Annotated in this window: 25 protein-coding genes; 7 read left to right on the top strand and 18 right to left on the bottom strand. The window is 49.1% G+C overall.

What is annotated here, in order from left to right; all coding sequences use genetic code 11:
- Nucleotides 1-4 precede the first annotated feature (4 nt).
- Entirely contained in the window at nucleotides 5-361 is a 357-nt protein-coding gene (locus H6859_03805; protein ID USO06323.1) for an iron-sulfur cluster assembly accessory protein, read from the top strand.
- Here the strand turns inward: H6859_03805 and H6859_03800 are convergent.
- Genes H6859_03800 through dusA form a run of 3 tightly spaced genes read right to left on the bottom strand, consistent with a single transcriptional unit; the run spans nucleotide 358 to nucleotide 2,821 of the window.
- Entirely contained in the window at nucleotides 358-654 is a 297-nt protein-coding gene (locus H6859_03800) for a hypothetical protein (protein USO06322.1), read from the bottom strand. The two genes, H6859_03805 and H6859_03800, sit on opposite strands and share 4 nt — an antisense overlap.
- Complete coding sequence (locus tag H6859_03795) at nucleotides 651-1,781, bottom strand: hypothetical protein (protein ID USO06321.1); 1,131 nt, start codon at nucleotides 1,779-1,781, stop codon at nucleotides 651-653. Before H6859_03795 ends, H6859_03800 begins: the two co-directional genes overlap by 4 nt.
- A gap of 47 nt (nucleotides 1,782-1,828) precedes the next feature.
- Nucleotides 1,829-2,821, bottom strand: coding sequence for a tRNA dihydrouridine(20/20a) synthase DusA (gene dusA / locus H6859_03790; GenBank protein ID USO06320.1), 993 nt, complete (start codon nucleotides 2,819-2,821; stop codon nucleotides 1,829-1,831).
- A 188-nt stretch (nucleotides 2,822-3,009) separates the two neighbouring features.
- Between dusA and H6859_03785 the strand changes: the two genes are divergently transcribed.
- The 5 genes from H6859_03785 to H6859_03765 all read left to right on the top strand — a co-directional run bounded on the left by H6859_03785 (nucleotide 3,010) and on the right by H6859_03765 (nucleotide 7,246).
- Complete coding sequence (locus H6859_03785; protein ID USO06319.1) at nucleotides 3,010-3,414, top strand: SH3 domain-containing protein; 405 nt, start codon at nucleotides 3,010-3,012, stop codon at nucleotides 3,412-3,414.
- 102 nt (nucleotides 3,415-3,516) lie between these two features.
- Nucleotides 3,517-4,491, top strand: coding sequence for a hypothetical protein (locus tag H6859_03780; GenBank protein USO06318.1), 975 nt, complete (start codon nucleotides 3,517-3,519; stop codon nucleotides 4,489-4,491).
- Between the two features lie 102 nt (nucleotides 4,492-4,593).
- A complete protein-coding gene (gene fabA / locus H6859_03775; GenBank protein USO06317.1) occupies nucleotides 4,594-5,127 on the top strand; it encodes a bifunctional 3-hydroxydecanoyl-ACP dehydratase/trans-2-decenoyl-ACP isomerase in 534 nt (177 codons plus the stop codon).
- Between the two features lie 85 nt (nucleotides 5,128-5,212).
- The gene (gene fabB / locus H6859_03770; protein USO06316.1) at nucleotides 5,213-6,439 is read left to right on the top strand and encodes a beta-ketoacyl-ACP synthase I; all 1,227 of its coding nucleotides are present in this window, start codon (nucleotides 5,213-5,215) and stop codon (nucleotides 6,437-6,439) included.
- A 21-nt stretch (nucleotides 6,440-6,460) separates the two neighbouring features.
- Complete coding sequence (locus tag H6859_03765) at nucleotides 6,461-7,246, top strand: SDR family oxidoreductase (GenBank protein ID USO06682.1); 786 nt, start codon at nucleotides 6,461-6,463, stop codon at nucleotides 7,244-7,246.
- 85 nt (nucleotides 7,247-7,331) lie between these two features.
- On the opposite strand, the gene H6859_03760 is transcribed toward H6859_03765, so the two are convergent.
- Nucleotides 7,332-8,078: a glycerophosphoryl diester phosphodiesterase gene (locus H6859_03760; protein ID USO06315.1), complete on the bottom strand. Its 747-nt coding sequence runs from the start codon at nucleotides 8,076-8,078 to the stop codon at nucleotides 7,332-7,334.
- Between the two features lie 107 nt (nucleotides 8,079-8,185).
- Nucleotides 8,186-10,309 carry a polyribonucleotide nucleotidyltransferase gene (gene pnp / locus H6859_03755; protein USO06314.1) on the bottom strand — a complete coding sequence of 708 codons (2,124 nt, stop codon included), beginning with the start codon at nucleotides 10,307-10,309 and terminating at the stop codon, nucleotides 8,186-8,188.
- Between the two features lie 331 nt (nucleotides 10,310-10,640).
- Between pnp and H6859_03750 the strand changes: the two genes are divergently transcribed.
- Nucleotides 10,641-11,279 (top strand): 2,3-diphosphoglycerate-dependent phosphoglycerate mutase, encoded by a 639-nt coding sequence (locus H6859_03750; protein USO06313.1) that lies wholly within the window; start codon nucleotides 10,641-10,643, stop codon nucleotides 11,277-11,279.
- 3 nt (nucleotides 11,280-11,282) lie between these two features.
- Here the strand turns inward: H6859_03750 and H6859_03745 are convergent, their stop codons facing one another.
- The 13 genes from H6859_03745 to lnt form a co-directional block, all read right to left on the bottom strand.
- Complete coding sequence (locus tag H6859_03745) at nucleotides 11,283-11,771, bottom strand: hypothetical protein (protein ID USO06312.1); 489 nt, start codon at nucleotides 11,769-11,771, stop codon at nucleotides 11,283-11,285.
- A gap of 105 nt (nucleotides 11,772-11,876) precedes the next feature.
- Complete coding sequence (rpsO, locus tag H6859_03740) at nucleotides 11,877-12,155, bottom strand: 30S ribosomal protein S15 (GenBank protein ID USO06311.1); 279 nt, start codon at nucleotides 12,153-12,155, stop codon at nucleotides 11,877-11,879.
- Between the two features lie 14 nt (nucleotides 12,156-12,169).
- A complete protein-coding gene (gene truB, locus H6859_03735; protein ID USO06310.1) occupies nucleotides 12,170-13,093 on the bottom strand; it encodes a tRNA pseudouridine(55) synthase TruB in 924 nt (307 codons plus the stop codon).
- A gap of 3 nt (nucleotides 13,094-13,096) precedes the next feature.
- Entirely contained in the window at nucleotides 13,097-13,480 is a 384-nt protein-coding gene (gene rbfA, locus H6859_03730) for a 30S ribosome-binding factor RbfA (GenBank protein USO06309.1), read from the bottom strand.
- A gap of 15 nt (nucleotides 13,481-13,495) precedes the next feature.
- Nucleotides 13,496-15,991, bottom strand: coding sequence for a translation initiation factor IF-2 (gene infB, locus H6859_03725; GenBank protein ID USO06308.1), 2,496 nt, complete (start codon nucleotides 15,989-15,991; stop codon nucleotides 13,496-13,498).
- A gap of 220 nt (nucleotides 15,992-16,211) precedes the next feature.
- On the bottom strand, nucleotides 16,212-17,756 hold the full coding sequence (gene nusA, locus H6859_03720) for a transcription termination/antitermination protein NusA (GenBank protein ID USO06307.1): 1,545 nt from the start codon (nucleotides 17,754-17,756) through the stop codon (nucleotides 16,212-16,214).
- A 12-nt stretch (nucleotides 17,757-17,768) separates the two neighbouring features.
- Nucleotides 17,769-18,266: a ribosome maturation factor RimP gene (locus H6859_03715; GenBank protein USO06681.1), complete on the bottom strand. Its 498-nt coding sequence runs from the start codon at nucleotides 18,264-18,266 to the stop codon at nucleotides 17,769-17,771.
- 223 nt (nucleotides 18,267-18,489) lie between these two features.
- Nucleotides 18,490-19,101 carry a hypothetical protein gene (locus tag H6859_03710; GenBank protein ID USO06306.1) on the bottom strand — a complete coding sequence of 204 codons (612 nt, stop codon included), beginning with the start codon at nucleotides 19,099-19,101 and terminating at the stop codon, nucleotides 18,490-18,492.
- Between the two features lie 93 nt (nucleotides 19,102-19,194).
- The gene (locus H6859_03705; GenBank protein ID USO06305.1) at nucleotides 19,195-19,746 is read right to left on the bottom strand and encodes a hypothetical protein; all 552 of its coding nucleotides are present in this window, start codon (nucleotides 19,744-19,746) and stop codon (nucleotides 19,195-19,197) included.
- Between the two features lie 629 nt (nucleotides 19,747-20,375).
- A complete protein-coding gene (trmB, locus tag H6859_03700; GenBank protein USO06304.1) occupies nucleotides 20,376-21,074 on the bottom strand; it encodes a tRNA (guanosine(46)-N7)-methyltransferase TrmB in 699 nt (232 codons plus the stop codon).
- Nucleotides 21,067-22,299 carry a methionine adenosyltransferase gene (locus tag H6859_03695; protein ID USO06303.1) on the bottom strand — a complete coding sequence of 411 codons (1,233 nt, stop codon included), beginning with the start codon at nucleotides 22,297-22,299 and terminating at the stop codon, nucleotides 21,067-21,069. Before H6859_03695 ends, trmB begins: the two co-directional genes overlap by 8 nt.
- A gap of 131 nt (nucleotides 22,300-22,430) precedes the next feature.
- Complete coding sequence (locus H6859_03690) at nucleotides 22,431-22,853, bottom strand: helix-turn-helix transcriptional regulator (protein ID USO06302.1); 423 nt, start codon at nucleotides 22,851-22,853, stop codon at nucleotides 22,431-22,433.
- A gap of 149 nt (nucleotides 22,854-23,002) precedes the next feature.
- Nucleotides 23,003-24,559 carry an apolipoprotein N-acyltransferase gene (gene lnt, locus H6859_03685; protein ID USO06301.1) on the bottom strand — a complete coding sequence of 519 codons (1,557 nt, stop codon included), beginning with the start codon at nucleotides 24,557-24,559 and terminating at the stop codon, nucleotides 23,003-23,005.
- Between the last annotated feature and the right edge of the window lie 15 nt (nucleotides 24,560-24,574).

Genomic DNA, 24,574 nt, shown 5'->3' with positions numbered 1-24,574 from the left:
CAGAATGAACATTAAAATCACAAACGCCGCTGCCGCTCAAATCAAAACGCTGATGGGCAAAGCGCCGCAAGATGCAATCGGCTTGCGCCTAAACGTCAAGACCACCGGCTGTTCGGGAAACTCGTATGCCATGGAATATGCAGACGAAAGTTCCAAAGCCGATGACCGCATCGAAAGCAATGGTGCCACCATCTATATTTCCAAAAGCTATTCATGGATGCTGATCGGCACAACGATAGACTACATTGCCGACGAACTGGGCAATAGTCGTTTCGATTTTCAAAATCCTAACGAAACCGGCCGCTGCGGTTGTGGCGAAAGTTTTCAGGTTGAACGGAAAGAAGAGGGCAAAGAGGCTTAGGTTTGCCGTGTTGCAGTCGCAAACGATCCGCCGCCTTGAGAATGTTGCAGCGTTGCACTATCCCCGGCATTGCGCGGCCCGCCGACAAAATCCGCCGGGTTGCCAAAAGTCATAATCGGACGGTAGCGGTTGCGTTTAAGGCCAAAAGATTCATGTGGAATATGCCCCAGTCGAATATATCCATGATCATGTCCTGTAAACTGCGTGGGCGGCATGCTCATAAAGCCCGAGCTAAACGAACTCGACGCGCCTTTTGAGGCGGCTTGGCTGGCTAAACCTAATGTTGTGCTCATTCTTCTATCACTTTCAGTTCAAAAATTCTCGCGGCAATCCGGACAAGGTCTTCACCGGAGACTTCATTCTTATAGCCGCTGTAAAAATCGCCAAATCCAGACTCTTTAAATTTACGCAAAATATCTTCGTGTCCGGCGGAGGCCAATTCATCTCCAATTATACATATTTCTAACAAAATCTCCAAATTTATGATCAAATGCTGCTCAAGAACCTCATGCAGCTCGCCATGGGGATCTGGCCGCTTCTTCCCCATAAGCATCAGTTCCATTTCCCGTAAAACACCAATCATTGTAATGATTTGGTAAGGACTGCACGTCTCGATATTTTCCGGCGCAACGATGTAACCCGTGCTGCGTGAGGCAATGGCCAGCCCATTACTTCCTACACCGGAAACAAATTTAAGCTCACCATTATAGCTCTTGATCGTTTCCCAAAGACGTTTTCCTTCCTCAGATTGCATTAAAATATCCAGATTTTGTGCTAAAAGGTCTTTTTCATGCAAATGATCGTAATCCAGCGGTGCATGCTCACGCTTGCCATCCATAAGCGGGATTTTAACTGGCTCCAGGATATTGATTTGACCGCTTTTCATCACCTGTACGTACCCGCCAACGGTCTCTCCGTTATATAACAGCGGCATATGCACGTAAAAACAGGCATCCTCTGCACTTTCATGAAGGTCAAATTTTGCATGATGTTTCAAGGTCTTGAAATGATGTCCCATCGCACTGGCCCCGGAATAGGGCGTTTTCGATGGATCTATGATGAACTTTACTTTGCGATAAGGGTAAAACGTTACATCGCTATGAAACCCTATGTAATCCATGACGTTATCTTTATCTAAACATAAACAGCCATGCCGAATCAGCAACTCCAAAGGGTGTTCCGATCCGTCCAGATAGAAATGATCCTCGCCATTGCTGATATAGTGCAGGGCAAAATAAGGAAACGTGCCTTTGTTGCACAGCAAATAATGACCGTACCCGTCTAAAAATTGCAAATCGCGGGTCCAGAGATCATAACCCGGGCCATCAAACAGACCGCCAAACGCCGGGTCAGAAACTTCTTTGATAAATTTCTTGGTTTCGTATGTGTCTAAAAGCTGCCAATCACCGCTATCGGCCATAATAAATCCCTATACTTAAGTCTTTAAAGTACACCAATTTTTATGACTTATGCAGTTCTTTGTGTCGCTACGGCTTTATTTTTCGCTTTAAGGGCAGCTTCTATAACCTCTGGGCCTGCACCATCTTCATAAGGAAGCGTGCTTAAAGCCTGTTTCCAGGCTTTTGCCCCGGCCTGATGATGGTATAATCCTAGAATATGACGCGTGATTGATTTAACGGGAGTGCCATGGCGATTAGCCTGTTCTTGCGCATAATGCGCCATCTTTTTCGCAATGTCGTCTCGCTTCCAAAGGGGCTCATTACCAAAGATTTCCTGTTCAATCTCGGCTAGAAAATAAGGGTTTGAATAAGCTTCGCGGCCAATCATTACGCCGTTAAGCCTTTCACACTGCGCCAATATTGTTCCCGTATCGGTAATTCCGCCGTTTAAAATGATGCGCAGTGCGGGGTTTTTCTCTTTAATCGCTGCCACCCGTTCATAATTCAGTGACGGAACCTCACGGTTTTGCTTTGGTGAAAGCCCTTGCAGCCAGGCTTTGCGCGCATGAATGATAAAGGTCTGACAGCCTGCATCGGCCACCATGCAGACAAACCGATCGAGAAACTCGAAGTCATCCTGCTCGTCAATGCCAATGCGGCATTTAACGGTAACGGGAATATCCACGGCTCGGATCATCGACCTGACGCAATCAGAAACCAGATCCGGCTCCTTCATCAAACAAGCTCCGAAAGCACCCTTTTGTACGCGTTCAGAAGGACATCCGCAATTCAGGTTGATCTCATCGTAACCTGAGCAAGCAACTATATCCGCGCAGCGTACCAGATCCTCAGGCTCAGATCCGCCAAGCTGAAGTGCTACCGGATGTTCGCTCTCATCAAAACGCAAGAAACGCTCGCGATCACCATGCAAAAGCGCGCCCGTTGTGATCATCTCAGTGTAAAGTCGAACATGCGGAGCAATCAGCCGATGAAAATACCGACAATGCCGGTCCGTCCAATCCATCATCGGCGCTACAGAAATTTCAGGTAAATCGTTCATGGCAGGAGTTTTAGCGCGGGGGGTGCCTTATTCGCAATAATTTTCATCAATAGACCATTGCGTTTTTAATGTGCGCCGCGCTAAAAATACATATGCGTATTCCAATTCTCACACTCTGGCTTTTGATCTTTTCACTGTCTGTAGCAGCACAAGAGCCCTCCAAAGCTTTCCGTGCGACGGATTTGCCGTTGCCACGTTTTGTATCCTTGCACTCAGGCGAAGTATATGTTCGCTCCGGTCCAGGGCAGAAATACCCGGTGCAATGGATATTGAAAAAGAAAGGTCTCCCGCTTGAAATCATCCTTGAATACGACATTTGGCGTAAAGTGAAAGATTATGACGGCCATGAAGGCTGGGTTCATAAATCCATGCTTAGTGGACGGCGCACAGGTTTTATCCACAATGATAAAATGGTTTCTATCCATAGAAAACCTAATAATAAAAGTAAGATACATGTATATCTTGAGCCAGAGGTTTTAGTTGAAATTAAGCAATGCGGCGAAGGCTGGTGCCACGTTGATGCTGCAGGTTACAAGGGCTGGCTGCCACAAAAATTCATTTGGGGTGTTTACGAAGACGAAGAATTCGATTAGTCTTTTACATGCAGTTGATTCTGCGCCCTCCACAGTATCTATCCACAGTTTTATTCACAAACCCAGTTCGAGTGAGCCTTAACCCCAAGGCCCGTTTTTTGTATGTTTGCATTAACCAATAAGCCCGACATGGGCGCGCGTTTATATTCCGGTTTGATCCGCATGGCCACAGATCCATCGCGCGGTACTGACGGTATGAAACTTATCCAGCATATCGCCGGCGTACTTGTGGAAACCTATTTGGTATTTGACGAGCCTGATAAGGCAATGGAAGCCAGCCTACAGGAGCTTTCCGGCATGATGGGCTGTCGCCCCGCAGCCGGAGCTCTGGGGCAGGGCGTCCTGCCGCCTGCAAATATAATCGATTTGGAAACGGAAAAAGGCCGCGCCGCCGCACGCGCATTTTTTGAAGAATGGCTGGATTGTGCTTTTGAATTTCACAAGCTGATGCTGGTGATCGTTCACAATATTCTCATAAGCTGGGAAGCCGAAGGCTTGCCGCGGGCTGAAAGCCTGCGTCTGTTAATCGAATGCGCTCATAAAGCTATGGGTTTTGAGCTTGCCGCTCAGGAATTATGTGATGTCGTCATTGACCGCAAAGTCGCCTCCGAGGGCTGGGGGCTGGGTGACTGCATCGCATCGTTGAGCGCTGTTGCCGGGCGCCGCCTCGCACTCTCCCTCAACACCGATGCCTGCATGATCTTCCGGGGCTGTAACTTGCCCGATAATCTCGATCATGTCGTTTTTGTCATGACACAAGAAGCTGTACGTCTCGGCGTACCTGCGGGTACAGATTGGCGGTTCGGCCTTGCGGCAAATGACGTGCCGGTCAATGCGCCCCTTGATCTGATCTTCGGCATCGAGCCATATTGCCAGAGCTTCTTCAATGCCATCAACATGAACTGTCAATACGACCAGTCGGTATCTTGCGCCAAAGCTGCCGGGCGTATGCTTGCCGTGGCCGCAGGCGGCGAAGTGCCTGAAATGGAACCGGCAATCGCCAAACCTCTGGCTATGGCGGCGATGACCGAGACTTATAAATCGGTTTGCATGGAATACGAAATCGTTTCTCTTTAACTGCCGTATTCTATCCACCGATAGATGTCTGACAGGGCTTGCGTAGCGCCCTGAATCTCCCTATAAATCAAGTGCAGTTTTCACAAACCAGATGGGTGATTCATGACTTCCAATCTCCACGCAGGGCACCAGCAATCCAGCTACAGCTACGAAGAAATCATCAAATGCGGTGAGGGTGAATTATTTGGTCCCGGTAATGCGCAACTGCCGCTGCCGCCCATGTTGATGTTTGACCGCATCACGCACGTCTCTGAAGATGGTGGTGAATATGGGAAAGGCCATATCGCTGCGGAATTTGATATTAAGCCCGACCTGTGGTTCTTTGCATGCCACTTCAAAGGCGATCCTGTTATGCCAGGCTGTCTGGGTCTTGACGCGCTCTGGCAACTCACTGGCTTTTTCCTCGGCTGGACCGGCGCAGAAGGGTCAGGCCGCGCGCTGGGAATAGGGGAGTTGAAATTCACCGATCAGGTTTTGCCGAGCACAAAACTCGTGCGCTATATCGTCAATTTCAAACGCGTCATAAACCGTAAGCTGGTTCTGGGCGTTGCTGATGGCAAACTCGAAGCCGACGGACAAGTCATTTACGAGGCCAAAGACATGAAAGTCGGCCTGTTCGATAATTCCAAAGGGTAAATTTTTAGTGTTTAGTTTGTAGTTTTTAGAATTTTGACGAACTAAACATGAGAAGCTATAAACTACAAACTAAGAGCTAAAAACCATGAGACGCGTTGTTATTACAGGCATAGGGATTATCTCCTGCATCGGCAATAATCAGGACGAAGTGCTTGAGAGCTTAAAAGCGGGTAAATCGGGTATCATCGCCGCGCCGGAATACGCTGAAATGGGCTTCCGTTCACAGGTTCACGGCAAACCGGACATTGATCTGGCGGCAAATATCGATAAACGCCTTTGGCGCTTTATGGGCGATGCGGCTGGCTATGTACATCTCTCAATGGAACAAGCCATCGACGATGCAGGGCTTGGCGAAGACCTCATCTCAAACGAACGCACTGGCATTATTGTCGGCTCTGGCGGCCCGTCAACCCGCGCTCAGGTGCTCGCTGCCGATGTAACGCGCGAAAAAGGCCCTAAGCGCGTCGGTCCGTTCGCCGTGCCTAAAGCCATGTGCTCGACGACGTCTGCCACTGCGGCCACAAATTTTAAGATCAAGGGTGTGAATTACTCCATTTCCTCGGCCTGTAGTACCTCCGCACATTGCATCGGCAATGCCGCCGAACAAATCCAGTGGGGCAAGCAGGACATCATGTTCGCCGGTGGTGGCGAAGAGCTTGATTGGACACTTTCTGTTTTGTTCGACGCAATGGGCGCGATGAGTTCCAAATATAACGACACACCGGAAAAGGCCGCCCGTGCCTATGACGTTGACCGTGACGGCTTTGTCATCGCCGGCGGGGGCGGGATTGTGGTGCTCGAAGAACTCGAACATGCCAAAGCGCGCGGGGCAAAAATCTATGGCGAAATCACCGGCTATGGCGCAACATCCGACGGCGCCGACATGGTCGCGCCGAGCGGGGAAGGGGCGGTGCGCTGCATGCGCCAGGCGCTGTCCACCATCAAAACGCCAGTGACCTATATCAATACGCACGGCACCTCGACGCCTGTGGGTGATATCACCGAAATCAATGCGATCAAAGAAGTTTTCGAACCGCTCGATCAAGCCATGCCGCATATCAGCGCCACAAAATCGATGACCGGCCACTCTCTGGGCGGTACCGGCGTACAGGAAGCAGTCTATTCGCTACTGATGATGAAACATAATTTCGTTGCCCCGTCCATCAACATCGAAAATCTTGACGAAGGCGCCGCCGGACTCCCCATCGCCCGCGCGCGCGTCGATAACGTCCAGCACGAAACAATAATTTCCAACAGCTTTGGCTTCGGCGGCACCAACTGCACCCTCGCCATCAGTAAGTACAAAGGGTAGGGCGCAATGCATTCAGAATTCATGAAAGGCAAAAAAGGGCTCATCATGGGCGTGGCCAATGATCACTCCATCGCCTGGGGCATGGCCAAGGCCTTGCACGAAGCGGGCGCGGAAATGGCTTTTACCTATCAAGGCGAAGCCTTTGGCAAGCGCGTGAAACCACTCGCTGAAAGCATTGGTTCCGATATCCTGATCGATTGCGACGTAACTAGTGAGGATAACCTCGATGAAGTTTTTTCCACACTTGCGGATAAATGGGGCAGGCTCGACTTTCTTGTCCACGCCATCGCCTATTCTGATAAGAATGAGCTGCAGGGCCGCTATGTGGATACCTCGCTGGATAACTTTCTGAAAACCATGCATATCTCCTGCTATTCTTTCACCTCTGTCATGCGCCGGGCCAGGGATTTGATGAGCGATGGCGGCAGCGCAGTGACACTCACCTATTACGGTGCGGAAAAAGTCATGCCGAATTATAACGTTATGGGCGTGGCCAAAGCCGCGTTGGAAGCCTCAACCCGCTATCTGGCGGCCGATCTCGGCCCTGAAAACATCCGCGTCAATGCGATCAGCGCCGGGCCGATGCGCACATTGGCGGGCGCTGTCATTGGCGGCTCCCGCAAAACCTTCAAATATTGCAACGCCGCAGCGCCCTTGCGAAGACCCGTAGAACTCGATGAACTGGGAGGAACCGCCCTGTATTTGCTCTCAGACCTGTCGAGCGCTGTCACCGGTGAAACCCACTATGTTGATTGCGGCTTCAACGCCATGGGCATGGCCCCGCACGATCAGTTGGATCAACTTTAACGTCATTGCGAGGAGCAAAGCGACGAAGCAATCTACTCTATTGTGAAAATGGATTGCTTCGCTGTGCTCACAATGGCAAAAAAGCCTAATGCACGCTAAAAAGCCCGTCCTGCAGGACATCAGGCGCGTCGGAGAAAAAACCGTCCACGCCCCAGCTTTGCAGGAATCGCGCCCGGTCCGTGTCGTTGATCGTATAGGCTAGCACCGGCTTTTCCAATTCCATTGCCATATCAACTTGTTCACGGGTGCAGGTGTTACCGTTCAAATGTACGGTCGAAACCTGCAAATATTCGGCCAGCTCCCGCCAGTTTTCCGGCCACGCCTCAGGCAACAAAAACCCGCGATACCAGTCCGCAGCCATATCCAGCGCAGTTTCCATGCTCACATGCTGGAATGACGAAATCAACAACCTATCATGGTCATCCCAAATGCCGGAAAGGACATCGAGCGCCACTTCCGCCGTTTCTTTTTCACGCCCGGGGCAGGGCTTGATCTCTAAATTCAGTCCCAAATCCCGTTCAATCAACGCATCGACAGCCTCTTCCAGAGTCGGCACGCTCACACCAAAAAAACCATCGGAAAACCAGCTTCCAGCATCCAGTTCCTTAACTTCCTGCAGGGTCAAATCACGGATATTCCCGCTGCTATCCGTCGTGCGTTCCAGCGTTTCATCATGGAAGATAATCGGCACCTGATCCTTGGTCAGCTTCACATCCAGCTCAACCCATTCCACGCCCATATCCGCCGCCGTATGAATGCCTTCAATCGTGTTTTCCGGCGCATAGGCCGCGCACCCGCGGTGACCAATAATTTTTGGGAGTTTTAGGGGCATAGATCCTCATCATTGTCATTGCGAGGAAGGCCGAAGCCCTGACGCGGCAATCCAACTCCTGTAGATGGATTGCTTCGCTCCGCTCGCAGGTGACGTGTCCTCAGTGATTAAGCGGCATCTTCTTTCTCGATTTTCTCGCCAGTCTCCTGATCAACGCGTTTCATGGAAAGCTTGATCTTGCCGCGATCATCAATGCCCATGAGCAGAACCTTGACCTCGTCACCTTCATTCACTACATCGGTGGTGTTAGCGGTGCGGGCATCCTGCAATTCAGAGATATGAACCAGACCATCCTTCGCGCCCATAAAGTTTACAAAGGCCCCGAAATCAACGGTTTTTACGACTTTGCCGGTATAGACTTCGCCCACTTCCGGCTCGTCCGTTAGGTCTTTGATCCACTTCACAGCCGCATCAATGGATTCCTGATTAGCAGCAGCAACTTTGATCGTGCCGTCATCTTCCACATCCATTTTAACGCCCGTGGTTTCAGTGATTTCACGAATGACCTTACCGCCTGTGCCGATCACATCGCGGATTTTATCAACTGGGATTTTCAGCGATACAATCTGCGGTGCATGCTCGTTCAGCTCGGCGCGTGCTTCGGCCAACGCTTTCGCCATTTCACCCAGAATATGGATACGGCCATCTTTCGCCTGCGCCAGGGCAATCGTCATGATTTCCTCGGTGATAGACGTAATCTTGATGTCCATCTGCAAAGCGGTAATCCCGTTCTCGGTTCCAGCGACTTTGAAGTCCATATCACCTAAGTGATCTTCATCACCAAGGATGTCAGACAGAACTGCAAACTCATCGCCTTCTTTAATCAATCCCATCGCAATCCCCGCGACAGGAGCCTTCAACGGTATGCCCGCATCCATAAGTGCTAAAGACGTTCCGCAAACAGTTGCCATAGAGGACGAACCATTACTTTCAGTAATCTCGGATACGCTGCGCATCGTGTAAGGAAAATCCTCAGCAGACGGAAGCAGGGGATGTATAGCGCGCCATGCCAGTTTCCCATGACCGATTTCACGTCGGCCTGGAGGCCCCATACGGCCGGCCTCACCAACGGAATATGGCGGGAAGTTATAATGCAGCAAGAAACGCTCGCGATATTCACCTTCCAACGTGTCCATGATTTGCTCGTCCTGACCGGTTCCAAGAGTGGAAACAACCAAAGCTTGCGTTTCTCCGCGCGTAAACAGAGCAGAGCCGTGCGTACGCGGCAAAACGCCAACTTCCGCAACAATCGGGCGCACAGCCTTTGTGTCGCGCTCATCAATACGCTTGCCTGTTTTTAGGATCGAGCCGCGCACAACATCGGCTTCCAGAGATTTGAACTTGGCGGTGATGATTTTGTCATTAATGCCGTTTTCCTCATCCGTAAAGGCTTCAATCGCCGCATTGCGGACTTCGCCAACAGCCGTTTGGCGCTCAAGCTTGTCGGTAATGCCATAGGCTTTTTCAACATCCGCCGCAAACTTGGCTTTAATATCGGCTTCCAACTTCTTGATCGCTTCCGGTGTTTCCTCGATATCCCACGGATCTTTCGCGGCCATTTCCGCCAGCTCAATAATACCGCTAATCACAGACTGATAAGCCTTATGACCGGCGCTCACCGCGCCAAGCATCACCTCTTCGGAAAGCTCCTGCGCTTCGGATTCAACCATCAACACGCCTTCACCCGTACCGGCAACAACCAAATCCAGATCCGTCTCGCCAACCTCAGGCATCGGCGGGTTGATCAGATATTCACCGTCTTTATAACAAACGCGCGCACCGCCAATCGGTCCCATAAACGGAATGCCCGAGAGTGTAAGTGCGGCAGAGCACCCCACCATGGCAATCATGTCTGGATCGTTTTCCAGATCGTGAGAAATCACCGTCGCCACAACCTGCACCTCGTTGAGGAAGCCTTTAGGGAACAGCGGACGAATCGGACGGTCGATTAAGCGTGATGTTAGCGTTTCTTTTTCGCTAGGGCGCGCCTCACGTTTGAAAAAGCCGCCCGGAATTTTACCGGCGGCATATGTTTTTTCCTGATAGTGAACGGAAAGCGGGAAGAAGTCCTGCCCTTCTTTTACGCTTTTGGCTGCCGTTACGCAGCATAAAACGGATGTTTCGCCAATGGTGGCAAGTACGCTGCCATCGGCTTGACGGGCGATTTTTCCTGTTTCCAGAGTGAGTATTTTTCCTGCAAAATCAATTTCTTTGCGATAGACTTTAAACATGTATTTTACCTTTCATATAACCGCAAACGCATCTCCGGCGTTACGGTTTCATTGATGTTTAAAATTTTGGGAATTTGTGGGGTGGACTGTAAAATGCAAACGTTTGCACTTAACGGTCAACCTCACGCTTCCCCCTTTTCAATTGCGCGTGAGAGTGGCATGATCCGCTCTGAAAGTCAAAGATAAAAGGCAAGCCGTGTTTATATTAGAGGTGTTTCTTTCGATCATTATACTGATTTTGGCAATACCTTTGGCAGCCTTTTTACTTTTTATATTGAATCCTGAATTATGGATTTTTGATTTTATTTACCCCCAAAGAAAGTCAATAAAAATGTCCAATACACTCGTCCTTCTCCGCCATGGCCAATCACAATGGAACCTTGAAAACAAATTCACCGGATTTCACGATGTAGATTTGTCCGGCAAAGGCATCGAAGAAGCCCGCCAGGCCGGCGAACAGATCAAGCAGGCCGGCATTACCTTCGATCAGGTGTTTACCAGCACGCTGACCCGCGCCAACCGCACAGCCAAGCTGGCCTTGGAAGCAGCCGGGCAGAGCGATTTAATCGACACCATGACTTTTCATGATGATCTGCGCGAACGTGATTACGGCGATCTCACCGGGCTAAATAAGGACGAAACCCGCGCCAAATACGGCGATGAACAGGTCCATATCTGGCGTCGTTCATATGACACGCGTCCGCCGGGCGGCGAATGTCTGCAAGATGTGGTCGAAAACCGTGTTCGCCCGTACTATGAGGCCAATATCAAGCCGCTGCTCGATGACGGAAAAAACATCCTTATTGCCGCCCATGGTAATTCTTTGCGCGCCATGCTGATCATTCTCGGCGTCGAAACGCCCGATAGCATCAACAATGCCGAAATTCCAACCGGCCAGCCTTTGGTTTTCGAACTGGATAACGGCGAGATCAAAGCCCGTTATTTTCTCAGTGAAAAAGAGGTGGCTTAAAGTTTACCAGCGGCAATTGAAATGCTCGAATGAAGGGCCTTTCGCGCCCAAAGCTTTTTGAATAACGCGCGCAGGTTCGAATCGATTATTATAGTGAATCCTGCGGTTAAGTTCGCGCACATCCGCATAATCTGAAGGCTTTCGTGAAGCCATAGTCGCGTTTACCGGCGCAAGATAAATCTCAAGATCGGATAAAAATTTCTTAGCGTCCCAAACACTTTTGATCTCGTCCAGTGGGCTGTAGAATGTGATGTTTTCATCCATCTCCTGGCCATATTTATCAAGCCACCCTTGCGCTTGCACTACCACATCCCGTTCGCAGTCATCTTTAGGTTCATCATTTCCATGAATCCAGGATTGTATAGTCGGCTGAACGGGAATTGGTCCAAAAATAAGCGGCCCGCCATTTGGTTGTCTAGGGGTGCTGCATCCATCCAAAAACGTTAGAGTAGAATACAGGGCAAAAACTTTAACTAAAGGTGGTGTATTCATGATACCCTCCAAATTTGCCATAACGTACACCTACCGCCTTACAGAATGCAAGAAAAAAGCGCTTTCCGCACGAAAAGCGCTCTTTCAAATCTATATATCCGTGTTTTAGCGACGGATACCCAGGCGTTTAATCAAATCCTGATACCGCGCTTCGTTCTTACCTTTCAGGTAATCCAACAACTTACGGCGCTTGGCGACCATGGCCAGCAGACCGTGGCGGCTGTGGAAGTCTTTTTTGTGCTGCTGCATATGTTCAGACAGCTCGTTAATACGGGTAGTCAGAATAGCAACCTGAACTTCAGGTGAGCCTGTGTCACCTTTTTTCGTGGCATATTCTTCAATGGTTTTTGCTTTTTTCTCGGCAATATTGGCACTAATCGACATCGTCTTCTCCTTCGTTAAATGTTGAAAACGCGAACCGGCTGTATATTGGGTCCCTGACGCTCAACCATAGCAATCGGACGTTCTTGAAACATCGCAATCGCTATATGGTCGTTTTCCAGCCCGATTTGTTTCAATCGTTCAAAATCAGGTCTGGCGACAAAGGACACAGACTGTCCGTTACGAAACTTCGCCATTTCGCCCTCTTTAATGGCCAGAGCCGGGATGTCGTCCAGCACGGTCTCAAGAGGAAGCAAAGCTTCGCGCGCTTTATCCCCCATTTCTTCTAACTTTTCAAGGGAAATCGCATTTTTCTCGCTAAAAGGGCCGACTTTCAAGCGCCGCAGTGCCGAAACATAGCCGTACGTGCCCAGCTTTTCGGCCATATCACGCGCCAGCGAGCGTACATAGGTGCCTTTTCCGCATGTCATCACGAAATCGGCGTCATCCGCTCGCGCATCAAGCAACTCAAGGCTCTCAATAAAGACCTTACGGGGCTTGAGCTCAACGTCTTCCCCGCCCCTCGCCAGATCATAGGCCCGCTGCCCGTCAATCTTTATGGCAGAAAACCGCGGCGGAATTTGCTCAATTTCACCCATAAATTCACAGAGCAAAGCCTCAATATCCGCAGGGGCAGGGCGCACATCTGAAGTTGCTATCGTTTCACCTTCTGAGTCATCCGTGTCGCGCTGTTCCCCCCATGTGATGGTAAATTCATAGATTTTTAGACGGTCCTGCGCAAAAGGAATGGTCTTGGTAGCCTCACCCAGCGCAATCGGCAAAATCCCGGTAGCCGACGGGTCGAGCGTTCCGGCATGCCCGGCCTTTTGCGCATTGAGAATTCGCCTCACCTTGGCCATCGCTTGCGTGGAAGTCAACCCCAGGGGCTTGTCGAGATTGACCCACCCGTCAATCTTATCGCCTTTTTTCCGCCGCCCCATGATTTATTCCTCGGGAAGATGCACGCCGCGCAGCAGATCATCAATGCGCTGTGCTTCATCAAAGCTTTCGTCTCTAACAAAACGTATCTTGGGCGTGAATTTCATATTTTGCTGTCGTCCAATTTCTTTTTGAAAAACATGAGCTTCTTCATTTAGGGCGGGCAGAATAATATCCATATCTGCACCACCTAAAGACATCACATAGGCTTTTGCGTTCTTCAAATCCGGCGTTACTCGCACTTCGGTCACGCTTACCCGCCCCGCATCCAGCAAGGCCTCATGATGAAAATGTCCGCGGCTCATCGTCTCGGCAATAATATGGCGCAACTGTTCTCCAACGCGTAATTGCCGTTGCGACGGCCCTTTATGTGTGTGATGCGAACTCATAGCTATATTGACCGACTATTGAACCGTACGGGCTTCTTCAATGATTTCAAAGCATTCGATAACATCGCCCGCCTTGATGTCGTCGTAATTTTCGAACGCCATCCCGCATTCAGTGCCTTCTTTAACCTCTTTGACCTCGTCCTTAAAGCGCTGGAGGGTTTTTAGCTTGCCTTCATGGATCACCACATCATCGCGCAGCAGACGGACGCCCGCCCCGCGCTTAACGATGCCCATATCCACCATACATCCAGCCACTTTTCCGACCTTGGTGACATTAAACACCTGCAGGATTGTGGCATTGCCGATGTATTCTTCGCGTTGTGACGGTGACAGCATACCTGACAGGATCGCCTTGGCATCGTCGATCACATCGTAAATCACATTGTAATAGCGAATATCCACGCCCTCGCGCTGAGCTAGATCCCGCGCCTGCACATTGGCCCGCACGTTAAAGCCGATAATCATTCCGCCAGATGCCCGCGCCAGCTTCACATCGCTCTCGGTAATCCCGCCAACGCCGGTATGCAGCGCCTGCACCTCAATATCGTCGTTCTCTGCAACCATTTTATCGAAGGACCCCAAAATCGCTTCGACAGAGCCATGCACATCCCCCTTAACAATGACGGGCAGGGCGGTTTTTTCACCAGCTTCACGTGCAGCTAGTAGATCATCAATCGTTGTACGCCCTTTGACAGCGGCAACAGCTTGCATCTCACGGCGCTTGCGCTGGCGATACTCGCTGATTTCACGTGCTTTACCTTCATCAGGCGTTACACTTACCAGATCACCGGAATCAGGCACACCATTCAGACCGAGAACCTCAACCGGCTGTCCCGGAATGGCCTCGTCAACATTTTTACCCTGATCATTGATCAACGCCCGCACTTTGCCAAATTCTGCACCCGCAACAAAGACATCGCCAATATGCAGTGTTCCGTTTTGCACAAGCACAGTCACAACTGGTCCACGGCCTTTTTCCAGCTTGGATTCTATAACTACACCCTGTGCTTCGCGATTCGGGTTGGCTTTAAGTTCCAGCACTTCAGCTTGCAGCAAGATCGCTTCTTCCAGCTTATCCAGATTGGTTTTCTGCTTGGCAGAGACCTCTACACATTGCACATCCCCGCTCAGGTCTTCGACAACCACTTCATGCTGCAACAATTCGGTCTTCACCTTCATCGGATCAGCCGCAGGCAGGTCAATTTTATTCACCGCAATAATAATCGGCACCTTCGCCGCCTTGGCATGGTTAATTGCTTCAATTGTTTGCGGCATCACGCTGTCTTCGGCAGAAACTACAATCACGCAAATATCCGTAACATTGGCGCCGCGTGCGCGCATTTCTGTAAAAGCCGCGTGTCCAGGTGTATCAAGGAATGTAATCTTTTCACCAGACTCCATATGGACCTGATAAGCACCAATATGCTGGGTAATCCCGCCAGCCTCACCGGAAACAACATTGGTTTGACGCATTGCATCCAGCAGCGAGGTCTTTCCATGGTCGACATGGCCCATAATGGTCACAACCGGTGGTCGCGTTTTAAGATTTTCCGGCTTGTCCTCAACACCGCTTAGGCCTTCTTCAACATCAGCCTCGGTTACGCGCTTGATTGTATGGCCGAACTCACCAATAACCAACTCGGCCGTGTCCGCATCAATACTCTGTGTTACAGTTGCCATCACGCCGAGTTTCATAAGTGTTTTGACAACCTCTCCCGTTGGTTCCGTCATTCTGTTAGCGAGTTCGCCCACAGTAATAACTTCAGGCACAACCACTTCACGAAAAACCTTCTGTGCAGGCTCCTTCGGCCCCTTCGCCGCCATGCGGGCTTTTTCACGCGCCCGGCGCTGCGCAGCCATCGACATCCCGCGGTCACGGTCAAAGTCACGATTTAAGGCCTGAGTTACAGTCAGGCGGCCTCCGCGTCTATCTTCAGCAGTTTTGGACGGAGCTTTAGGCGCAGCCTTTTTAAGTTTGTCGCGATAATTTTCCGATGTAGAATCCTCACCAAATTTCGCTCTTCGTGCCGTGCTTGGGTCATCGGGGTTGAGAGGGATCGTCGGAGCATTAGCTTGAGCATCTGCGGCTTTTTTGGATTCTTCAGCTTCTATGCGCTCAAGCTCTTCCAGCTCTTTTTCACGCGCTGATTTTTCGGCCTGCTCTTTATTGGCAGCTTCTTCTTTCTTCTTGTCTTCAATTGTAGTGCGTCGTTTCGGTAAAGAGCTTTTCGTCTTGCCACCATCGGCCAGCGCCTTCTCAAGCGCTTTCGCCCGCGCCTCACGTTCTGCGTCTGAAAGATGAGCATCACTTTGCGGGGTATTGTCCTGCGGTGCAGAGGTTGGTGCCGTCGTTCTTTTACGGCGTACTTCAACGGCAACGGTTCCTGGTGCGATACCTGGTCTTGGGGTCGGCGCACCGCCCTTTAGGCTCAAAGTTCCGCCAAGGCTCAAGGTTTTCTTTCCGCCTTCTTTCTTTTGGTCATCACTGTCTTTGTTTTTCGTTTCGCTCATAATCTCTTCAAGGTCTTTCTTGTATATTTTGAGTGTCGCGCACACAGGGTTATACACCACTGAGCCAGCGGTGCAAAATTTTTGTTTAAGTTTAAATGATTAGATGGAAATGCGAAGGAAACAGATTCCGGCTCAGCGTTCGTTAAAACGCTGGTCCGGTTGATAAAATATAAGACTGTGTATATGCGGTTCAAAATGTTTCTGTCTCCCATACATCGCTTTAAGCCGCATTCTCAGCGGCGGCAGCAGATTCCGCTTCTGCCGCGACCTTGTCTTCCGCCTCAAACCAGTGCGCACGCGCAGCCATAATCACGGCGTTGGCATCCTTGACGGTGATTTGACCTTCACCCAAAGTTTCAGCCAGTTCATCTGCCGCCAAATCAGCCAGATCATCCAGTGTCTTAACACCTGTTTTGCCTAGCATGATAATCTGCGCCGGAGTTAAGCCCTCCGCGTGCATCAAATCATCGGCAATTCCCAGCTCAACCTGCTTTTCAGACAGCTCTTTCTGCTTGGCGTCCAGCCATGTCGCCGCCCGGTTTTGCAGCTCAGTAGAAATTTCTTCTTCAAAACCCTCAATCTGGTTTAGTTCGTCAATCGGCGTTTCAACAATTTCTTCGACTTTGGTAAAGCCTTCGGCCACCAACAGATGTGCAATCACATCATCAACGTCCAAAGCCTCCATGAATAGAGAAGAGCGCGTTTTGAATTCTTCAGCGCGGCGCTCGGATTCCTCGGCTTCAGTCAGAATATCAATATCCCAGCCAACCAAAATGGAAGCCAGGCGTACATTCTGTCCACGTCGTCCAATCGCCAATGACAGTTGCTCGTCAGGCACAACCACTTCCATACGCTTGGTTTCTTCATCCAGAACAACCTTGGTCACTTCCGCAGGTTGTAAAGCATTTACCACAAAGCCGGCAATATCTTCAGACCACGGTACAATGTCGATTTTTTCACCGCCGAGCTCATTCACAACAGCCTGTACGCGGCTCCCGCGCATCCCGACGCAAGCGCCAACAGGGTCGATAGAACCTTCTTTGGAAACCACAGCGATTTTCGCACGACTCCCCGGATCGCGGGCGACAGATTTAATCTCGATAATTCCGTCGTAGATTTCCGGCACTTCCTGCATAAACAGCTTGGCCATAAATTCAGGGTGCGTACGGGAAAGGAAAATCTGGGGTCCGCGCATTTCCTCGCGTACTTCATAAATAATGGCACGTACACGATCGCCATTTTTCAAATGCTCGCGCGGCAAGCCTTCATCACGGCGTAGAACCGCTTCGGCGCGCCCCTGAATATCTACAGTAGCATTGCCGTACTCAACACGCTTCACAACGCCGTTAATAACTTCACCAACGCGGTCTTTAAATTCGCTGTATTGGCGTGAACGCTCAGCTTCACGCACTTTTTGCATGATCACCTGCTTGGCGGTCTGCGCGGCAATCCTGCCAAAGTCCAGCGGTGGCAACTCATCAATCAGGAATTCCCCAATTTTGGCATCCGGTTTAATCCGCTGTGCTTGAGAAAGCGGCATCTGCGCCATCTCATTTTCGATTTCGGCCGTCTCTTCAACCACCTCGCGATAACGCTTCAGCGCGATATTCCCGGTCTTGCGGTTGATCTCCGCACGAATGTCATGATCATGACCGTATTTCGAACGCCCGGCTTTCTGGATTGCTTCTTCCATCGCCGTGACGACGATCTCGCGATCAATGTTTTTCTCTCTTGCGACGTTATCCGCAACTTGTAGCAATTCCATTTTTCTTTCTCCTTATAGATTTGCTGTTTTTTGTATTAATTCATCACTCATGACCAATTTAGCCTTGGTCAAATTCGAGAAAGGGATCTCGGCCTTGCCCTGATCGGTGTCAATCAATACACTCTCGCCGTTTAATCCCTGCAAAACCCCGCGAAAGCGCTTTTGCCCGTTTTCCGCCGGGACGCAGCTTTCAATTTTCGCTTCAAACCCTTTATAGGTTTCAAAATCTTCAATCCGCACCAGCGGGCGGTCGATGCCCGGGCTACTGACTTCGAGACGATACGCCCCTTTAATCGGGTCTTCAACGTCAAACACGGCGGATAAAGCTCGGCTGATCACGGCCGCATCATCCACGCCCAGATTGCGCGTCGCCGGATCTTCGGCCAGAATCTGCACGTTCTGGCTGCCGCCTTCACCAACCACCTTAATCAGCACAAGCGCAAAGCCGAGATCTTCAATCACGGGCCGTGCATATTCGCTCAAGCGCTGTTCCAAAGGTGTTAACTTCATCACTATCCTCACCGTCATTGCGAGGAAGCCCGAAGGGCTGACGCGGCAATCCAGAATTTTGGCTTTGTGGCTCTGGATTGCTTCGCTGCGCTCGCAATGACGCATTAAATTCAAAAAACCCAACAAAAAAGGCGGGCCTCTTGATGAGCCCACCTATATCAAATGATCAGGTTGTTGAAGCATGTATACGTATGTTTTAGAGCATAGGCAAGATATTTTTGCGTTAGACACCCATTAATATGTCCCAGAACGAAAAATGATAAGCCCGTTCAATCAGATACGTTTTAGATATATGGTGTTTCTTTCCATTCGCCGTGAAATCGATAATCACGTTCTCGATCATATCGTGAGGAAGATTTGAATCATTATAAACTTGCTCATAATAGCATATTTGGTTTGCCCCGATTATACAGGATTTAAATTCCTTGAGATTGTTTTTCAGTGGTGGAATTAAACGCCCTTCCGGAGTTCTGTGCTCCAGAGTAATATTCTCAACAGATGAAATTTTGGATTGATAGGTATTGAAGATAACCTTTGAAAGGCGGGTATTTTTTAAGGCGCCACTGACCGGGCTATCCATATGTTGCATATAAATAAGCGCATCATATTGCTTGTTAAATGTGCCGGTGCGTGTGTGCAGTACGGTGCTAAAATCGTGTTGTAAATTATCTTCGTAAAAATAAGACGGGTATGGAAGATCAGTTTTGTTTTTGTTAATGCCATAGTCATAATAACGGATAAAGTGGGGTACAATAAGAAATGCCAGCACAAAAAGTCCCACAATCGAGGCGAATGCCAGAAGTACAAATTTTATAATCTTAAAAACAACATGCATGAGATTAACAATCGTCTAGAGTTTGTTTTTTATCAAACAGCAAATATACCATCTTATCCGCACCTTTCGCGCACTCCTTTTAAGAACAAAAATCTACTGTTTTTCAGAAAAACCGAGTTTCTTGTCCATTTCCTCCCAATACCAGTTCTTGGTTTTCAGGTAAGGAAAGCGGTTGCAAAAGACATTTCTCACGCGAACATGCTCAAAGTTTTTAACATTGATCCATTGCTCATAGGTTTTTATCGGCATGGCGGCCTGGCAAAAAAGCTCAAGGTCTTTTGGCAAATGGGTAAGGTTATCAAGAAATTGTGTAAGGTCCTGGACAAAAATTTTATAGTTTGGGTCTCTTGCATTGTGTTCTTGGGCTGTAAGAACGCCATAGCCGTATATTTGCGCAATTTTGTCGGCGCGCTTGTCTCCCGCCATCATGAGATAGAGGAAACCTCTGTCTCTTGCTTTTTTGCAAGGATGTATTTCCAAATAGCTGCAATTGGTATAGCCCGCTTCGGCATAAAAATTATGAGGAATAGAATGATAGCATTGTTGCTGATTAAACAGGCTCTCAAATTGCCCGCAATCTTTAATTTCTTTGGCATATTTTTGTTGCGTCGGGGGAATGCTCACGTGTACAGCTGCTAAATCCATCTGGCTTTGGTAGCGGGATAAAAGGGTAGTTCGATAACATGAGTAACGGTTTTCAACGTCCTGTATATTGCGGCAGGGCTTAAAGTTTGTATTGTCTTCTTTAAAGCTTTTCTTCCCTGCAAAATAAGTTAGGCAATTCGCATGGGTTTTCTCATTTTCCGCACCTATAAAATTGCAAATTTCAGGATTGTCCTCCTGAATTGTAATGTTTTTAAGACAAAGCGGTTGTTTGTTTTCCGATAATTGCAGACACCGCAAAAGGGTCGTTTGTCCTTCCTGCTTCATGAGCGCCATATAGCACTCATCGCGTTCGAGATGTTTGCGAGCAAAAGCCCTTCGGGTAGGTTCCCCGGATGCCGAGTTTTTCGCTCCATGGCTGTTTTTACAAATCTCTTCGGTAAGTTCCAAAGAAGGGTTTGTTTTAAGATCTTTCAGATAGTCCTGATATCCGTATTGCCCAGTGTCATCTCCCCATAGATCCGTTTGTTCCACAGAATTCGTCTCTTCTGCATAGGAAGCAGAAAATGCAAAAACGCCCAAAACCAGGATAAATGCTAAAAAAATAAAAGATTTCATGTGCGCCGTCCCCTCAAAGTTCATTGTCTCACGGGTTGGATTTTGAGGCAAATTTATGTCCGTGAAAAAAACAAATACACCATCTTGTCCGCGCCTTTGGCCCCTTTGGTCTGATAGGCCGTATCGATCCAGTCCTCAAGCTTAGTTTCCCAGTCACGTTTACTGTTTGCCAGCCACGTGAAGCCACCATGAATCATCACTTCCGTAATCATCCATTCAGCCAGATACGGCACATCGGTGCTTAAAATCAATTGCCCACCGGGTTTTAAAATGCGGTGAAAACACTTCAAATTTTCACGATTCACAATCCGGCGCTTATGATGGCGCTTTTTATGCCACGGATCGGGGTTGAGAATATATATCCCGTCCAGACATTCGTCTTCCAATGAACCCGCCAGCATCATCGCATCGTCCATATGTACGCGGATACGGGTCTGCAGATCGTTCTGAATATCTTTGAGAAAAGCGGCCATACCATTAATAAACGGCTCGGCCCCAAAATACGCATGCTCAGGATGCCGACGCATCAACGCGCTTAAATGCTCACCATTGCCAAATCCGATCTCAAACCAGCATTCTTTGTATGGCGCTTCAAACAAAGAGGAGGGCCCCAGCGTACCATCTTCCTTCAGCATTTCCACAGGCACAGACAGCTTAGGCAAAAGCGTTTCAATCACTTCCGTCCGGCTCTTATTCAAAGGGCGGCCGTGACGCCGCCCAAAGACTCGTTTCTGTGGCGATGGGTTATCCAAGAATCTTGCGCAAATCATCAACCAAGTCGGTTTTTTCCCATGAAAATCCGCCATCGGCCGTCGGCGTCCGGCCAAAATGGCCATAAGCTGCGCTACGCGCATAAATCGGCTTGTTAAGCTGTAAATGCTCACGAATGCCGCGCGGACTAAGATCAACCAGCTTGATCAGCGCATTGATAATCTCCTGCTCCGGCGCAGATCCTGTTCCATGCGTGTTTACATACACGGATAAGGGTTTAGATACGCCAATCGCATAAGCCAGTTGAATCGTACAGCCATCAGCGTACCCCGCTGCCACAACGTTTTTGGCCAAATACCGTGCAGCGTACGCCGCAGAGCGGTCAACCTTCGTCGGATCCTTTCCGGAAAATGCACCACCACCATGCGGAGCAGCACCGCCATAAGTATCCACGATAATCTTGCGACCGGTCAGGCCTGCATCGCCAACCGGCCCGCCAATCACAAAGCGCCCGGTGGGGTTCACATAGAATTCCTCTTCTGGCGGCATCCATCCTTCGGGTAATGTTTTTTCTACATAAGGACGCACCAGCTCTTTAACTTCGTCTTGCGACAAATGATCAGCATGCTGCGTCGAAACCACAACAGAAGTCGCACGCACAGGTTTGTCGTCACGATACTCCAAAGTGATTTGAGACTTTGAATCCGGTTCAATCTTACCTTCCAGCGGCCCGCCCTTACGCGCCTCAGCCAGTGCCCGCAAAATCTCATGCGAGAAATGAATCGGCGCGGGCATTAAAGCTTTGGTTTCCCTGCATGCATAACCAAACATAATCCCCTGGTCGCCGGCACCTTCATTGGTATCAACGCCTGTGCCTTCATCAACGCCTTGAGCAATATCAGCAGATTGTTTATGCAACAGGATTTGTACGTTTGCGGTTTTCCAATGAAAGCCCTCCTGCTCGTAACCAATATCTTTAATGGCCGCGCGCGCCGCTTCTTCTATCACGTCTTTGGTAATACTCTCAGGTCCGCGCGTTTCTCCAGCAATTATAACCGTATCAGTTGTAACCAGCGTTTCCGCCGCCACGCGTGAATAAGGGTCTGCGGTGAGGAATAGGTCAACAACCGTATCGGAAATGCGGTCACAGACTTTATCCGGGTGGCCCTCAGAAACTGATTCACTGGTAAAAATATAATCCTTCAGTTCAGGACGTGAATCTGGATGTTCATGTTCTTGCAGGGCAGGGGCTGTGTTTTCTAGCATGTCTGTTTCCATTCGTTACATATTTAATCGATAAGGCTGCTCGTTTGCTTTTGACCTTTCAAAAACCCAACATTAGTGACCAAGACCGGCCATGGCAAGCTGAAAGTCTATGCAAAACGAAGAACAAAAAACTAAGATATCTTTTCTGCCATGGATTTAATGAATTTAAGAATATCTTTTCGCGCTTTAGGGTCCTGCACAGAATAGTACGTGCGTACAAGATCAAGAGTCTCTTTATTATTCATCAAATCTTCACCACCAAAAGCTTGCTGCGTATTGTCAGCCATGCCACTGAGGGCCTGTGTATCTTGAGGTTTACCAAATTGCTCAAAGAAATAGCTGATAGGCACATCAAGAATTTTGCTAAGGGCATACAAACGTCCGGCACTGACTCTGTTTGTGCCACGCTCGTATTTTTGGATCTGTTGAAAGGTTAGCCCCAATGCATCGGCTAATTTTTCCTGACTTAATCCCAGTAAAGCCCGCCTCACACGCAACCGCTGCCCGACATGAACATCGACCTCGCTTGGGGTGCCTTTTGTTTTCTTGTGCATATAAAACCCTATCCTAAAGCAGTATTTACGTTTATTATTTAAGTATCATCGTGGCTTTAAAAAAACGCACTGTGAAACTCTCTAAAAAGAAATACCCCATGATTACTAGTGTATGCAACTAACCTTAGGTATGTCTATGTGCAAAAAAATCAACCTTTCTTTGAAAATTTTTGCCCACCATAGATTCCAAGCGATATAAAAAACAATAAAAATAATAGGGTTAGTGGTGTACGCAATGTAATAGCATACTTTTGTGAAAGTCTTTTTGAAGGAAGTTGTATATCGATTCGATTCGTTTCAAAAAGATTCGACTGAGCCTCGACATGTCCATAGGGAGAAATCAAAACAGAAAACCCCGTATTGGCCGCACGAACGACGGGCACCCCGGTTTCAACCGCTCTAAAAAGAGCTTGCGTAAGATGTTGATACGGTCCGGCACTAAGCCCGTACCATGCGTCATTGGTGACATTGACGATAAAATCCGGAGTGAAATCATGCGCGATACTCCCTCCCGGAAAAATGATTTCATAGCAAATCAACGGGCTGTATGTATGCCCGGAAGGGGTCGTGAATGTCTGCGCCCCTGATCCCGCTTTAAAGCCTTTAAATTGCACAATCGGCGCCAGCGGAATCCAACGCTGAAAAGGGATGTATTCACCAAACGGCACCAAATGGCGCTTATCATAGGTATTTGAAACCGTGCCACTTCGATCTACCATCACCAAAGAATTGCCGTAACTGTCGTCATTTAGGTCACGGCGCAATAAACCTGTGAGTAAAACAGAATTTTTCGGGTGCGCCGCCAACATCTCTTTTAATTCCGCCATCGCCGCCGGTTCCTCAAGCAGTCGGTAACTAAGTGCTGTTTCCGGCCAGACGATAATCGTTGGCAGGTCATAACCATTCGTGTTTTCAGAAAGCTGCAGATGTTTGCGAAAATGCGCCGCCATTTTATCCGGTTGCCATTTTTCAGCCTGATCAATATCAGGCTGCACAATCCGAACCCGTACATCCTTGTTAAAGTCAAGTGTATCAGGCAAAACAGCCAAGCCGTAACCATAGCACCCGGCAAAACTGATCAGAGCAATAACAATCGGCCATGCGCGCTGAGTCGCAGGAAGAAAAACAGCGGCCCCCAAGGCGCTTGCCCATAAAATTGTCAACCAGGTAAGTGCGTATACATCGCTGAGCCATAGCACTTGCAGCACCGGCAGGTAATCAGCCCACGTATAACCAAATAAATTCCACGGAAAGCCTGTGAAAATATGACCGCGTAGCCATTCAAACCCGCAATATATCGAAACAAACCCGAGCCATCCACTTACGCTGCGCAGGTCAAAGATCTTTTGTGATGCAAGGGCGGCAAAAGCAGGAAAAAATGCAAGCAGGGCAGGCAGTCCCGACACAGCCAGCGGCCAGGCCCATTTATATGGATTACCTTCAACCAGCAGCGCATTGCCGATCCACGACAGGCTGAACGCAAAATAGCCAAAACCAAACAGCCAGCCTAAACCAAACGCACGCTTTCCGGTTGGCGCAAATACCAATGCACCGTACAAAATCGGCAGGCTGATAAACAAAACCGGCCAGCCATTGAGCGGTGCCATCGACAGAGCGGCCAAAGCCCCTGCGCAAAAGCACAGCGTCAATGATTGCAAAGGGCGCTTAAATAAATTCAACAGAAGAATTGTGGCAGGCAAACTCATTCAATATTTGTAGAG

The sequence above is a fragment of the Rhodospirillales bacterium genome (assembly GCA_023898785.1).
Lineage (GTDB): Bacteria > Pseudomonadota > Alphaproteobacteria > Micavibrionales > Micavibrionaceae > TMED27.
Note: the sequence above shows the minus strand (reverse complement) of the source record. Positions and strands in the feature narration are given on the sequence as shown.